This is a genomic window from Pseudoalteromonas sp. Hal040 (assembly GCF_037162425.1).
In the GTDB taxonomy this organism is placed as follows: Bacteria; Pseudomonadota; Gammaproteobacteria; order Enterobacterales; family Alteromonadaceae; genus Pseudoalteromonas; species Pseudoalteromonas gelatinilytica.
In genome coordinates, this window is record NZ_JARLUU010000001.1 from 3,501,017 (window position 1) to 3,515,367 (window position 14,351).

At 41.5% G+C, this 14,351-nt stretch carries 10 protein-coding genes and 1 riboswitch; of the genes, 4 read left to right on the forward strand and 6 right to left on the reverse strand.

The genetic code is table 11. The features are described 5' to 3' along the window. The first annotated feature begins 71 nt into the window (after positions 1 to 71). The gene (locus tag P4S60_RS16365; protein ID WP_337116634.1) at positions 72 to 3,044 is read left to right on the forward strand and encodes a DUF3857 domain-containing transglutaminase family protein; all 2,973 of its coding nucleotides are present in this window, start codon (positions 72 to 74) and stop codon (positions 3,042 to 3,044) included. On the opposite strand, the gene P4S60_RS16370 is transcribed toward P4S60_RS16365, so the two are convergent. Next, entirely contained in the window at positions 3,041 to 6,490 is a 3,450-nt protein-coding gene (locus tag P4S60_RS16370; protein ID WP_337116635.1) for a PAS domain-containing hybrid sensor histidine kinase/response regulator, read from the reverse strand. The genes P4S60_RS16365 and P4S60_RS16370 overlap by 4 nt on opposite strands. A 731-nt stretch (positions 6,491 to 7,221) precedes the next feature. Further along, positions 7,222 to 8,166, reverse strand: coding sequence for a ribosome biogenesis GTPase YlqF (ylqF, locus tag P4S60_RS16375; protein ID WP_337116636.1), 945 nt, complete (start codon positions 8,164 to 8,166; stop codon positions 7,222 to 7,224). Between the two features lie 91 nt (positions 8,167 to 8,257). Here ylqF and P4S60_RS16380 point away from each other — a divergent pair, with 91 nt between their 5' ends. Both P4S60_RS16380 and P4S60_RS16385 read left to right on the forward strand, forming a co-directional pair. Further along, entirely contained in the window at positions 8,258 to 8,794 is a 537-nt protein-coding gene (locus tag P4S60_RS16380; protein WP_337116637.1) for a YaeQ family protein, read from the forward strand. 8 nt (positions 8,795 to 8,802) lie between these two features. After that, a complete protein-coding gene (locus P4S60_RS16385; RefSeq protein ID WP_337116638.1) occupies positions 8,803 to 9,408 on the forward strand; it encodes a PGAP1-like alpha/beta domain-containing protein in 606 nt (201 codons plus the stop codon). Between the two features lie 4 nt (positions 9,409 to 9,412). Here the strand turns inward: P4S60_RS16385 and P4S60_RS16390 are convergent, their stop codons facing one another. Further along, on the reverse strand, positions 9,413 to 9,622 hold the full coding sequence (locus P4S60_RS16390) for a hypothetical protein (protein WP_063700926.1): 210 nt from the start codon (positions 9,620 to 9,622) through the stop codon (positions 9,413 to 9,415). Between the two features lie 365 nt (positions 9,623 to 9,987). Here P4S60_RS16390 and P4S60_RS16395 point away from each other — a divergent pair, with 365 nt between their 5' ends. Beyond that, complete coding sequence (locus tag P4S60_RS16395; RefSeq protein WP_337116639.1) at positions 9,988 to 10,461, forward strand: Dps family protein; 474 nt, start codon at positions 9,988 to 9,990, stop codon at positions 10,459 to 10,461. 50 nt (positions 10,462 to 10,511) lie between these two features. Here P4S60_RS16395 and P4S60_RS16400 read toward each other — a convergent pair whose 3' ends face one another. From P4S60_RS16400 to P4S60_RS16410, 3 genes are all read right to left on the reverse strand, one after another. Beyond that, positions 10,512 to 10,913, reverse strand: coding sequence for a hypothetical protein (locus tag P4S60_RS16400; RefSeq protein ID WP_337116640.1), 402 nt, complete (start codon positions 10,911 to 10,913; stop codon positions 10,512 to 10,514). A gap of 66 nt (positions 10,914 to 10,979) precedes the next feature. Continuing rightward, entirely contained in the window at positions 10,980 to 13,058 is a 2,079-nt protein-coding gene (locus P4S60_RS16405) for a S9 family peptidase (RefSeq protein WP_337116641.1), read from the reverse strand. Between the two features lie 416 nt (positions 13,059 to 13,474). After that, positions 13,475 to 14,044, reverse strand: a complete 570-nt coding sequence (locus P4S60_RS16410; protein WP_337116642.1) for a chitin-binding protein — start codon at positions 14,042 to 14,044, stop codon at positions 13,475 to 13,477. A 107-nt stretch (positions 14,045 to 14,151) separates the two neighbouring features. Next, positions 14,152 to 14,235, reverse strand: a riboswitch (cyclic di-GMP riboswitch). Positions 14,236 to 14,351: the final 116 nt, after the last annotated feature.

Here is a 14,351-nt window from a genome sequence, read left to right on the forward strand (position 1 = left end):
ATTTTTATTTGGCTCAAGCCGCGAAATTCAGTAATTTGTCATATAAAGCTAAACGTAATTAGAAAATAACAATGAAATGGATGCACTTACAACTTAAGCTACTGGCTGTTTTTTTATTCTTTGTGAGCTGTTTTGCAGCCGCTGAAGAGTATCAGGTTGCGCCCGCAGCTAACTGGGTAAAACAACATAAGTTACTCACCCCTGAGATTCCTCGAGACCAAATACGAGACGGGACTTTCTACCTGATGCTCGACACTCAGCTTCAGGTATCTGAGCAAGCCCCACAGCAACGCTTTAATCGTACTGTAATGCAGGCGGTCAATCAGTCTGGGGTTGATTATATTAGCCAGCTGAATATTGATTTTGACCCAAATTATCAATATCTTACGCTCAATAGCTTAGGCATTATTCGTGACGGTCAATATATAGATAAACTAAATAGTGCCGAGCTACAGGTGTTACAACGCGAGACTGACTTAGCAAGTCGTATATACAATGGCACCTTAAGCCTAAATGTCATTATTGATGATATGCGGGTAATGGATATTTTAGATTACAGCTATACGGTTTCGGGGAGTAATCCGGTTTATCAACACTTCAGCACCATGCGCACACTAAACTGGTCGGTGCCGATAGTGCAGCAATTTATGCGGGTAAAGTGGCAAAAGCCTACGCCCTTATATATCAACTTTATGAATGGCGAGTCACCAGTTACTAAAACCAAGCTCGATACAGGTTTTGACTACCAAATTAGCCAACACAATGAGCCGACCATTCGCTCCGCAAGCGAAGTACCGCATTGGTATTCACCTTACAAGGAAGTGTATTTCTCTGAAGTAAATAATTGGCAAGAGGTGATCAATTGGTCGTTACCTTTATACCAATCGGCCATCGAAGTAAGCCCTGCTATTGAAACAATTGCCCGTCAAATTAAGTTTCAACATACCGATTTAGAGTCTCAAATTGTTGCAGCCCTGCGCTTTAGCCAAGACGAAGTACGTTATTTAGGCCTAGAAATGGGCACCAACTCGCACCAGCCTACTCCTGCATCAGAAACCTTGGCACTGCGCTATGGCGACTGTAAAGACAAAACCGTCTTGCTCATTTCTTTACTTAAAGCGCTCGGCGTAGAGGCTCATCCAGCTTTAGTTAACACCGAAGACAGAAAACGTACTGCCAGCTTACCGGTCTCTCCTAGCTTGTTTGACCATGTGATTGTCACCTTAGAGCACCAAGGTAAACGCTATTGGCTTGATCCGACCATTTCGTACCAGCGCGGCGATTTAGCACATTTAGCTCAACCGAACTACGATGTAGCGTTAATCATAAAGCAAGGTGAGACAGGCTTTACTGATATGTTCACAGAGCCTGCCCTAAAACGCATACAGGTTTTTGATAGTTATCAGATCCCAGAAGGTATTGATGAGCCAGTTAGTTTCTCAACTCAATATAAATATGGCGACTTTGAAGCAATTAGCCGCCGCAGTTCAATCGCTGAAAACAGCTTAAAAAGCATAGAAGATGATTACCGCGAATATTATCAAGATACCTACAAGGGCTTAAAGACAGTCAAACCTATGCTGGTTGAATCTCCAGAAGACACCGGTCAGCTAATTACCAATGAGCACTATACTATTGATAACTTTTGGCGACCTAAGGGTAATGATTTTCAAAACGACTTTTACGCTAGTGAAATTCAAAACTCAGTTTATAAGCCGGAACAGCGAGAACGTAACAATGCACCAATGTGGTTTCGTTACCCAAATAATATCGAAACAACCATAAAGGTTACGTTTACGGATACTAATTGGCAGTTTAATGATCAGCAGGTCACAGTCGACAACCCATTTTTTCATCTCGAAAAACGCGTGACATTTAAAGACTCGGTGTTGACCTTATACTTTGATTACAGTGCTAAGCAGGATCATATTCCAGCCGATCAAATAGACCTTTATCTAAGCGAGCGTAAAAAACTCAATAACGCGACCCATTACGGCATCATTAAATACGGCACAAATAGCGCCAAAACCACACCAGCGGATGACGAAACCAACTGGTATAGCGTTTTTATTTTAAGTTACTTGGCGGCAATCATCTTTTTCATCGCGGCTTGGCGTATAGAAGCAAGTAACCGCCCAGTTTTTGCTGAGCAACAGTTCTACCCTGTCAGTAACAGTAAGTTTGTTATTTACAGCTTATTAAGCTTAGGAATATTCATTAACTACTGGAGCTATCGCAACTGGAAAGCGATAAAAGAGCAACAACAAAGCCATATTATGCCGATTGCCCGAGGGATATTTGCACCACTGTTTTTTATTCCGTTGTTACTTGAGCTTTGCAAGCACAGCGAGCAAACCTTTGGCAAAAATAAGATCATGCCCGTTGCGGTTGGGTTCGTGTTATGGCTGGCGATTATCATTTCTGAAGTCATAAGCTATAACTGGGAATATGGTACTTGGCTATTTTTAGTTACACCTATTCTATGGTTGCCACTGGTTAATTACATTCAAAACCTCAAGCAACCCGAACAGGCTCTTGAGTACCACTCTCAGTGGCGAGCGAGGCAGGTTATCATTTCGATATTCATGCTGCCTTGGTTATTTTATGGCTTAATTTATGAGCTATATTTGTTGCCAAGTTCAACCATAGTAACCGGTGACAAACTTTGGTCTTATCAAGTTAACTTTTTAAAAAGAAAAGAAATTATTCCTGCCAACGAGAGTGTACATTATTTTTATAGTGACGCATTTATCGATTTTAAAACTGATGGAAACGGCATCACAGAAAACACTATTTTTAGTTACTGGAAAAATGAGCAAGGTGTGCTCGAAAAAGATCAGCGCCGCTTTAGTGACATTAAAGAACTCAACGTTGATTATGCTAAAAGCGCCCTACTCACCACCACGCTCACGGTCATTGACCACAATGGTGATGAAATGATGTTATTTTTAAGTCATGAAGATGACTTAGATAAGAAATTTGTCGCTGAGGTAGAGCGCTTAATTAAAGCCAATACCCCAGCAACTGAGCAAAACGCAGATTAAGTCAGTCGCTTAATCATGCGTTTTAAGGCGGGCGCTTTCAGAGGCTTATAAAGTAATGGATAGCCCGCATCGAGCACTAACTCGCGTATGCCTTCATCATGATTCGCAGTATTCACTATGGCAGGTAAGCGTGTTAGTGCCGCTTGCTCAATCACCTCAAGTCCCGTTACTCCATCATCAAGCTGATAGTCAATAATCAATAATTGCGGCAGGGCTTGGCTTGCCTTTAACTTCTCAAGCTCCGCTAAGTTAGTGGCTGTTGAGATTTCGCAGCCCCAATTTTCGAGTAGCTGCTTTAATGCCTCTAACACGTTGCGGTCGTTATCAAGCAACCAAATACGCAATTGCCCCAACTCTGTTTCTTGTGATGCCTCAGCGCCTTTCGCTTGCGCTGGCGCAGTACTCACTCTACAAGGTAGAGTTAGGGTAAATTGCGTGCCTTTACCAAGTTCAGACCCCATTACGAGGGGTATTTTAAGTAAGTCACATATACGTTTAGTGATTGCCAACCCTAAGCCTAACCCCTCGGCGCTTGGTTTTGCACCAAGCTGTTTAAACTCTTGGAAAATAGTTTGTTGATCGCTCGATGCAATACCAATCCCTGTGTCTTCAACAATAAAGGATACATGGTCATCGTCGTACTGCATTTTTAAGCGCACTTCACCTTGCTCGGTATAACGAATCGCATTACTCAAAAGGTTACGTAGTACTCGGCGTAACAGCGCTTTGTCGGTATGCAAGCGCACATCACAGGTTTCAATAATAAACTTTAAGCCTTTTTCACGGGCAAGGGCTTCGTAGTCATTACGCAGTGGCTCAACCAACGAGCTGGCTGCAAACTCGCTCATTTGTACTTTAAACGAGCCTGAATCGAGCTTGGTTAACTCTAAAATACTCGATAACAACTCTTCGGCGCTGCCCAGTGAATTCTTAATATTCATCGCCAGCTCTTTAAGTTCGGTATCTTGGGCTTTTTCATTCATTAAAGAGCAAAACAAGCTCGCGGCATTGAATGGTTGCAGTAAATCATGGCTGGCAGCAGCAAAAAAGCGTGTTTTACTGACCGTTGCTTGCTCCGCCACTTGCTTTGCCATCGACAACTCTTGGTTTGCTTGAGTCAATGCCAAGGTGCGTGTCGCTACTTTTTCTTCAAGGCTAACATTGGCTTCGGTTAACGCTTTTTGTTGTTTTACGAACTCGGTGATGTCGGTATAGGTTGTTACAAAACCGCCACCTGGCAGTGGATTACCTTGCATTTCAAACACCCGACCATCATTGTGCGAGCGCTGGTATTTATAAGCGCTGCCTTGGCGTAAATAGGCTAAACGTTTTTCGACTTCGCTGGTCATGCTCTCGCCGCTAAATAAGCCGCGCTCAGCATTAAAACGAATAATATCGGCAACAGGGCGGCCTATGTAAAGCGCATCATCTGGGTAGGCAAACATATTTTTGTAGCCTTGGTTCCAAGCTACCAAGCGCAGCTCACTATCAACTACACTGATCCCTTGTTGAATGTTTTCGATTGTTGATTGCAGTAAATCACGATTGAATTTAAGTACTTGGCTTGCTTCATCAACAAATTCAGCAACCTGCTCTAGAGGCTGGCGCTGCTCATTTTTCGCCACATCTAAAATAAGCCGTGCCGATGCACCGCCGATCACCGCAGACATCTCGCGCTCAACTAATAGCTCTAACTCGACATTGGCAGGGCGTTTCCACTTACTTTTATCTTCCGGAAAGTAATGATTTACCAAAGACTGCGCCGCTTCTTTTTCGGCAAATCGCTGCATCAGCGCACCTAGGTCATGGTAACTCAAAGGCTGTAGATGATTACTCACTCGAGAATCACTAAGCTGCGACACAAACTTATTGCTCTGCAAGCGTTCTGCTAAGGTTGCACGACTAAATAACGGCACTAAGAAATACACTAAACAGTTCGCACCTAACGATAGCAATAAAGCTTGGCTAATGCTTTCCATGCCTAATGAGAATAAGTCGGTCGGCGCTAACCAGCTTATTCCCCAAGGTCCATTCACAAGCCATAAGCTATCACTTCCTAAACCTCCGGCGATATTCGGTAGTAAAAGTGTATAACCCCAAATAATAAAACCGCTTAAAATCCCTAATTGCGCACCGCGACACGATGCTTGTCGCCACCATAAGCCTATGATCATGGCAGGCGAAAATTGCGCGACTAAGGTAAACGACATCAAACCCACATTGGCAAGGGTTGTACTTTCGCCCAGCACTCGGTGAGTGAAGTAACTAAGCAATAGAATCAATACGATAACGATTTTACGCGCATGTAATAGGTTATTTTTATCAAGCCCGCGACTACTCGATGTAAGTTGCGAGCGGCGTAAAATAAACTGGTTAATAAAGTCATTGGTGATCATCACTGAAAGCACAATTGATGACACTATCACCATACTGGTTGCCGCTGAAAAGCCACCTAAAAAGGCTAATAACGCCACAAAGGCATCATCAGCTGCCATAGGTAAAGCCAATACAAAGGTGTCGTAGCCGACTTCTTGACCTTGAAAGTAAATTAATCCGGCATATGCAATCGGCAAAATAAATAGGTTAATAAGTAATAGGTAAATCGGAAATAGCCACCGTGCCGAGGCCAGCTCTTTATCGTTATTTTTTTCGATAAAGCTCATGTGGAACTGTCTTGGCAAACATAAGGTGGCCAAAATACCAAGCAATGTATGAGCAACATACACATAGGTTGGACTTTGTGTGGCAGCCACTTGCTGATCAATATTTAGGTCATGCGCTTTTTCAAACAGCGCCACTGGGCTGTCGAATAGAGCAAAGCATACATACAAACCCACCGCTAAAAACGCCAATAATTTAACTACAGACTCGAAGGCAATACTGGCTATCAAACCTGGATTATGTTCGCTGGGCTTTAACCGCCTCGCGCCGAATAGAATAGCAAACAGTGCCAATACAATCGTGATGTAAAAAGTACTATCGGCCCATACTTCATGGCTTTGTGTGGCAGCGCGGTCGGTAAGTAAGTTGATACTTTGTGCAGTTGCACTTAGCTGTAAAGAGATATAGGGCACAATGGCAATCACTGAAATCAATGAAATGAGCCCAGACAAACTCGACGACTGACCATATCGGGTCGCAATAAAATCTGCCATTGAGGTTATTTTTTGCTGCCGACAAATATGCGCTATGCGGCAATAGACTTGCCAGCCAAAAATGAATAGCAAAATAGTACCAGCATAGGTCGGAGCCAACCACCAGCCGTTGTATGCAGCTTGTGCTGTGGTACCAAAAAACGCCCAAGAGGTGCAATACACCCCAAGTGATAAACCATAGGTTAAGCCTTTAAAAGGCAATACTTTTCTTTTATCAGCCCAGCCTGCAACCGCAAATAAAATTGCCAGATATACAATTGCAAGAAGGCTTATTGACCAAATTGAGAACATCGCATGTGATTATTTTAATTGTTATAGCCCCAGCATAGTTTTTATTGCACGTAATTTACAGCCTAACTTTAGTGCTAATGCATTGTATTACGGAAGTTTAAAAAAACACAAAGAAATGAGAATTATTTTCAATTGAGTGTTGACAGATACGCAAATCTAATTGATAATCACTATCAACAAGACAATAAAGTGTTATGACTTGTTCGGAATAAACTGATTTGTTTCTCGACCCTGAAACACGTGTGGCCCACGATAAAGCTAAGATCGCCTGTTGCTAATCGCAACGCCCCTTGATATTGGCAACAGGTGATCGCCCTACTATTTTACTTGCTACATTGCTCATATCGGTGACGGTAGATATGAAACTCAAAAAGCCCTTACAGGGCTTTTTTTATGTCTAAAATTCGTACCAAACCTGCAAGCAAAACTAAATGAGAATTATTTTCAAATAAATATTGACAGCATCGCAAACCTAATTGATAATTAATCTCAACAAGCCAAGTGAAGTATGATGACTTGTTCAGATTGAATTTGTTTCTCCCCAGAAACGCGTGTCGCCACGTTAAAGCTTTAGCTTAGATGTTACTAATCGCAACGCCCCTTGATATTGGCAACATATAAGCGACCCTACTTATTTTACTTGCTACATTGCTCATATCGGTGACGGTAGATATGAAACTAAAAAAGCCCTTGCAGGGCTTTTTTTATGTCTAAAAATTAATGCATTAACTTTATCGACGGTTCTTACGAGCACGTGCACGGCGCTGCTTTTTCTCTTCTTCTTTAGCGGCTTTTTTCGCCTCTGCAGCAGCGCGAAGCTCAGCAACCATTTGCTCTTCTTCTTCACGCATAGCCGGTGTTTCCATGGTAATACGACCAATAATGCCATCACGTAATTCGTTAATAAGAATTTCAGACATTTTGTAAGTATCAATTTGATTACCACCGCGGATACAACCACGCTTTTTACCTGCCATTTCAACAAACTCCCAGTCAGACTCTGGTAGCTCATCAATTTTATAGCGGCTTTTTAAAAGCTCTGGGTATGCATGCAGTAAATATTCAGCGGTGTAACTTGCCACTTCTTCGTAGTCGATAGCGGTATCACGAATTGCGCCGGTTGCCCCTAAACGATAACCTGAGTTTTCGTTCTCTACTTTAGGCCATAACATACCCGGCGTGTCGTAAAGCATAATGCCATCGTCAAGCTTAATACGTTGCTGCGCTTTTGTTACCGCAGGCTCATTACCTGTTTTTGCCACGATACGGCCGGCTAAGGTATTAATAAGCGTTGATTTACCAACGTTTGGAATACCCATGATCATGGCTTTAATTTGTTTATCAGCGCCTACTTTATGCGGCACTAATTTTTTACAAAGCTCATTAATACGGTGCACTTCACCTGCTTTATCATTCCCAAAATCAATCGCTTTTACGCCACTTTGCTGCTCAAAGTAGTCTTTCCAAGCTTGCGTTAACTTAGGATCAGCCAAGTCCGCCTTGTTCATGATTTTGATCACTGGCTTATCGCCACGCGACGCAGTAACCATTGGGTTTTCACTACTGTAAGGAATACGGGCATCAAGTACCTCAATGATCACATCCATCTGTGGCATGATTTCTTTAATTTCGTTTCGGGCTTTGTTCATGTGACCCGGGAACCACTGGATGGCCATTTTTAACTCCTACAAGATAATTTCACGGTATTTTAACTGGCTCGGCAACGAATTGCGCTATAATGACGCAAATTTTTTCAAGTAAGCAGTTATGGCTCTTAAATCAACCATTATTAAAGCGCAATTATCGTTAAGCGATATGGACCGCCACATTTATCAAGATTTCAATTTAACACTGGCACAACACCCATCAGAAACCGAGCAACGTTTGATGATCCGCTTGTTGGCTTTTGCACTACATGCTCGTGAAGGCTTAGAGTTTACAAAGGGTTTATGCGCAGATGATGAGCCTGAGCTTTGGCACATTAACTATAGCGAAGAAATTGAATTATGGGTTGAGCTTGGCCTACCAGACGAAAAACGTCTGAAAAAAGCCTGCAATAAGTCGAAGCAAGTTGTTTTATATACCTACGGCGAAAATAACCAAGCGATTTGGTGGCAAAAACATCAACCTAAGTTGTATGATTTTAAAAACTTGAGTATTTTTAGTCTCGATTATGCCGCGACTCAGGCTTTAGCCGACTTAGCTGATCGCAATATCAAACTCACGATTACCATTCAAGATGGTGAAGTATGGGTTAGCTCAGACACAGCAAATATCGAAATTAAACCGCAACAGTTAATGTAAGGAATGCGATGGCAATTAGGCAAGTTGTAGTATTACACGGACTTTATATGTCGGGCTTTGTGATGCGCCCGCTGTGTTCACGCCTTGAAAAGTCAGGTCTAAAAATACTCAATTTGACCTATAACACGCTCTCACCCGATAGAGCGGCAATTTTCGATAAGATTGATCGCTTTATCGGTGGTAAACCTACCGCCTTAGTTTGCCATTCTATGGGTGGCTTAGTGGCTCGCGCTTACTTAGAGGCCAATTCTTTTCAAAGTCGTCATGTCGAAAAGGTGATCACCTTAGGCACCCCGCATAAAGGCAGTCATATTGCTAAGCAAATGCAGCAAAAAGGCTTTGATATGCTGTTAAAAAACAGCGTAGAGTTTTTATTGCCTGAGAATGGTAATTGGCCATTTAATGCCAAGCTTTATAGTATTGCCGGTGATTTACCAATTGGGCTAATGCCGCTGATTGCTAAAGGCAGTGTCTCTGATGGAACAGTTTTGATTGATGAAACCAAACTCAATGGCATGGCAGAACATAAGGTGTTTCATTTGAGTCACACCAGTATGATCTACTCACGCCAAGTGATGGATTACATTATTAAGCTTATAAATCAAAGTGAGTGATACTTTAATCTTCAGCACTTGCAGCCACTTTATATGAGATTAAAACAATGATCCCTAGAATAAGTGGTACGGGTGCAGCAATATAGCCAAAGGTGTCAAAGTTTGCGAAGCTAGCACCTGCTAAATGCCCAACTAAACCAATCACAAATGTAAGTAACGCAATCACTACAACAACTAATTCTGCTTTATTTTCTTTAACTGTTTTACCGTCCATTTTTCTTCTCCTGGTTAAATGCGGTAAAGTCATTATGCGCTTCTAGTTCGTTGCTTTTTTGACCTAAATCAAGTTCTAAATCGGCGTTGTTAGCAGCGAGTGCAAACCTTGTTTTAGATCATACTTTCTGCCTAATTTTAAAATATTCGTAAAATAAGGTAGATTTTTTGCTCAGTTGCCCCAAGTCTATATAAAAGTAATTTAATGTTATGTTGATAGTGCACAAATGGACAAAACCAACCTTTGATAGCTAAAACCTATCACAGCGTTCGAATTAAACCATTTTACAGATTAACCAAGATGGCTAATACTTAACACCAAGCACTAGCAAGTAAACAAATAACGGTTTTTTAAGGAGCAAATCTATGTCACAGGTAAATGCAATTGGTTTAAACAGCGCAAAAAGTGAAGATATCGTAAAATCACTTAACTCTTTATTAAGCTGCTACCAAATTCAATACATGAACGCACGCAGCTTTCATTGGAACATCAAAGGTCGTAACTTTTTTGAATTACACCTTAAATTTGAAGAAATTTATAACCTACTGCTTGAGAAAGTAGATGAGATTGCAGAGCGTATTTTAACGTTAGGTGGTACACCTGTGCATGCATTCTCTGAGTACATTGAAGCAAGCAAAATTAGTGAAGCTAAAAATATCACTGAAGGCACAGCGGCAGTAGAAAACCTATTAGCAGGTTACAGCACGCTTATTCAGATGCAGCGTGAAATCCTCGCACAAGCAGGTGATGCAGATGACGAAGGTACAGCATCACTTATGGGCGACTACATCAAAGAACAAGAGAAACTTGTTTGGATGTTAAAAGCTTATCTTGGTTAATATTTACAACAGATACGAAAAAGCCCTCATTTGAGGGCTTTTTTTATATTCTACTTTAACCACTTTCTTAAATTATCGTACTCAGGTCTTGCTTGAAAAAAGCTTTCAGCATCTGGGTGAAAGTTAATATCCATTTCGACGCCCGACCAAACGGTTTCTAATAAATTGCGAGCAATGATATTCGCTTTAATATAGTCAACGCGTTTGTAGCCCCGCGCTTTGACGGCCTGAAAATAAACCTTTGCAATCTCAATACTATCGGCAGTTGCTAATTCAAATTGCTCTAAATTGACCACAGCATACTGAATAGAATTCTCTGGATACTTCATAATTTCTTGAGCGATTTCAATACTAAATGAAGCAACGGCTTCTTTATTAAAGCTGCCGCTCATTTCCACATAAATCACTGGCGGCTCAACAAAATAACGCCAATCACCATGGGCTTTAAACATGCTTACCCCTTTGAAATACAACTTAAGTTTACGCTTATAAAATTTATTTACTTATTTATCTAAGCCTTAATTTGGTAATAAAGCAATAAAAAAGGCCATTTCTAATGCCTTTTCCTCAAGGCTTTTGAAGCGACCCGATGCGCCACCATGGCCTGCATCCATGTCGGTTTTAAATACCAAAATGTTGTCATCGGTTTTAAACTCTCGCAGCTTTGCAACCCACTTCATTGGTTCCCAGTATTGCACTTGAGAATCATGGAATCCGGTAGTAACGAGAATATTAGGGTAAGCCTGCGGCTTAATATTATCGTACGGCGAGTAAGCCTGAATCACATCATAAAATGCAGGGTCATTAGGGTTACCCCATTCGTCATATTCATTGGTCGTCAGGGGAATACTCTCATCGAGCATCGTGGTTAGCACATCTAAAAATGGCACATGGCAACCAATACCTAAATAAAGCTCAGGTGCTTGGTTAACCACGGCCCCCATTAATAAGCCACCAGCACTGCCACCAGACGCAAATACTTTTTCTGGGTGTGCATAGCCTTGCTCAGTAAGCCCATGAGTAACATCAATAAAATCGCTAAAGCTATTTTGCTTATATTGCTTTTTACCTTGCTCATACCAGTGACGACCTAACATTTCGCCACCGCGAATATGCGCAATCGCATAAACAAAACCGCGGTCTAGTAAACTTAATGAACTGCTTGAAAAGCTAGGATCGATGGTAATGCCGTACGCGCCATAGCCGTATTGCAGTACTGGGTTAGTGCCATCTTTAGTAAATTTATCAATACGATAAACCAAAGAAACTGGTACTTTCTCGCCATCTCTTGCAGTAACCATTAAACGCTCTGAGCGATAATGTTCTGGGTTAAAACCCCCTAGCACTTGCTGTTGTTTTAATAAGGTTTTGTTACCTGTTTTTAAATCAACATCATACAAAGAACCTGGCGTAGTTAAGCTTGAATAGTAAACACGCGCAGTGCTCACATTCGGCTCGGGGTTCATGGCAATTGCAGCATAATAACAAGGATCATCAAACTCTAAAGTAAGACGGTCGGCTTGCTGATTAACTACAACAAAACGTGTTTGGCCAAGTTCTCGCTCGGTTAGGATAAGGTAGTCATCAAAAATCTCGACTCCTTCTAACAATACGTTTTCGCGATGCGGTGTATGCTCCTGCCAAAGACTTTTATCGGCAATGGTGCTTTGCGTAGCCGTCATTAACCGAAAGTTTTTTGCTTGCCAGTTAGTCACGATGTAAAAGGTATCACCTAGCTTATCGACATCGAATTCATGGCCTTCTTCGCGTGGCATTAAGGCACTAAACTCACCTTCTGGGTTATTGGCATCCAGCACCCAAGTATCGTTTGTTTCTGTAGTCGCAAGGTCAATAATGATAAGGCTTTCATCGCGGCTTTTGCCAAGCCCCATAAAAAAGCTTTTATCTTGCTCTTCATAAACCAGTACATCATCAGCTTGCGAGGTGCCTAAAACATGGCGGTAAACCTGAAAACCCAATAAGGTTTGTAGATCTTTTTTCACATAAAAAACGGTTTTACTGTCATTAGCCCACACCACTTGGCCTTCGGTGTTTTCCAGCACATCGCTAAACATCTCACCGCTGGCAATATTTTTAAAACGCACAGTGTAAATACGGCGCCCTTCGGTGTCTTCAGAGTAAGCAAGTAACTGCTCGTCAGGGCTAATTGCAACTTCGCCTAATTCATAAAATTCGTAGTCGCCAGCTAATTGGTTTACATCTAACAACAGGTGCTTGTCGTGCGCTTCTATTGAGCTGCTGCGATAATGGCGTGCATATTCATCGTCGCCACGTACTTCTGAGTGATACCAATACTGGCCATCTTTCACAGGTACCGTGTTGTCGTCTTTAACAATACGGTCTTTTAGCTCATTAAATAGTTGTTCGCGCAGTGGTTTTATATCGGCTAGTTGCTTATCGCAATAATCGTTTTCGGCATTTAAGTGCGCTAATACATCCTCATTTTCACGCTCATCATCACGCATCCAATAATAGTTATCGGTGCGAGTCTGTTGGTGAGTCATTAATGGATGAGGGTGTTTTTTGGCAACAGGAGGATGCGCGAGTAAAGACAAAGAATACGATTTTGATGACACAGGGAAAAACCAAAATAAAAAACGAATTGCTGGCAGTTTATCACAGAATTATACCTATCAGCTTAATTAAGTAGTCTATTTTGAGGCAATAAAACCTCGTTGATAACAAGGCAAAAATTTCGTTATTTAGTTGTTCTAAATGAGAAATTTTTAACGCAGTTAGCGACAGGTTTAATTCCTCAAAATGATTAATACCAATCCGCTTAATTAAGTAGTCTATTTTGAGGCAATGAAACCTCGTTGATAACAAGGCAAAAAATTCGTTATTTAGTTGTTCTAAATGAGAAATTTTTAACGCAGTTAGCGATAGGTTTAATCCCTCAAAATGATTAAGTATTATTGCGGGTTGGTATTAAAAAAGCCCACTCAAATTGAGTGGGCTAAGCAATGCTAAAATAGCATTTAGGGGGAAACTGTTAATACGATACTTGCTGCCAAGCCATAGCCCAGCTTTTTCCTACACCTGGCTCAAACAGCGGGTTGTGTGAATCTTTAACACGACAAAACTCGCTAAATGGCCACGGTTTACACATATAAATATGACCCGTTTTTGGCTGTAGTACTTTAACACCCGCACTGTAATCGCTGCATGCTTGTGGGTAGACATAGTCATAATCTTGCAGACTATCTTGCACTCGCTCTTTACATTTTGCGATGCAATTAAAAGCCACTTTTACCTGCGTAATGCCCGACCCTTCTAGGGCATAAATTTGGTTTGAACGGTACGCAACCACTAAACCTTGTTCGGTCATTTTGCCCGCTTTAACCAGCGGAATATGCACGTTAATATGCTCGGCAACAGAACGTGGCCAATTATGAGGCTCACCCTGATCGGAACTGCTGATCGGGTATTCGAATGATAAATCGACTAGCTCTCCTTGCATGTCATAAAAGGTCACAATCACCCTATCACCAACAAACAGTTGGGTATGATGATTTAAGCAACCAATCGGCAACCACTTCCCGGAGGCCATTGACGTATGCATAAACAAAATATCACCCTAAGAACAACTAATAGGCATTATCTAACAACCGAACAAAATAAATACTTTTAGTTTGAGGCAAGAGATCCAAAGCACTAGATTATGTGCTTATCAGCGGTCCCGCTATCATAGTTTAAAACCTTAGACCGGAAACTTTGCGTCCTAACCTTTCAGTTAGTTTGCCAAAAACAAGACTGAGTATAATCGTGACCGAATCACAAATCAAACAAAAGAATGTAACCAAACGTCTTATATAGCAAATAGTTACTAGTAAAAACGAATGATACAAAAAAGCCAACCTTTAGGTTGG

Coding starts and splice junctions, on each gene's coding strand:
- P4S60_RS16380 (WP_337116637.1), top strand. CDS start 8,258: ATGGCTCTTAAATCAACCATTATTAAAGCGCAATTATCGTTAAGCGAT.
- P4S60_RS16365 (WP_337116634.1), top strand. CDS start 72: ATGAAATGGATGCACTTACAACTTAAGCTACTGGCTGTTTTTTTATTC.
- P4S60_RS16395 (WP_337116639.1), top strand. CDS start 9,988: ATGTCACAGGTAAATGCAATTGGTTTAAACAGCGCAAAAAGTGAAGAT.
- ylqF (WP_337116636.1), bottom strand. CDS start 8,166: ATGGCCATCCAGTGGTTCCCGGGTCACATGAACAAAGCCCGAAACGAA.
- P4S60_RS16400 (WP_337116640.1), bottom strand. CDS start 10,913: ATGTTTAAAGCCCATGGTGATTGGCGTTATTTTGTTGAGCCGCCAGTG.
- P4S60_RS16385 (WP_337116638.1), top strand. CDS start 8,803: ATGGCAATTAGGCAAGTTGTAGTATTACACGGACTTTATATGTCGGGC.
- P4S60_RS16410 (WP_337116642.1), bottom strand. CDS start 14,044: ATGCATACGTCAATGGCCTCCGGGAAGTGGTTGCCGATTGGTTGCTTA.
- P4S60_RS16390 (WP_063700926.1), bottom strand. CDS start 9,622: ATGGACGGTAAAACAGTTAAAGAAAATAAAGCAGAATTAGTTGTTGTA.
- P4S60_RS16370 (WP_337116635.1), bottom strand. CDS start 6,490: ATGTTCTCAATTTGGTCAATAAGCCTTCTTGCAATTGTATATCTGGCA.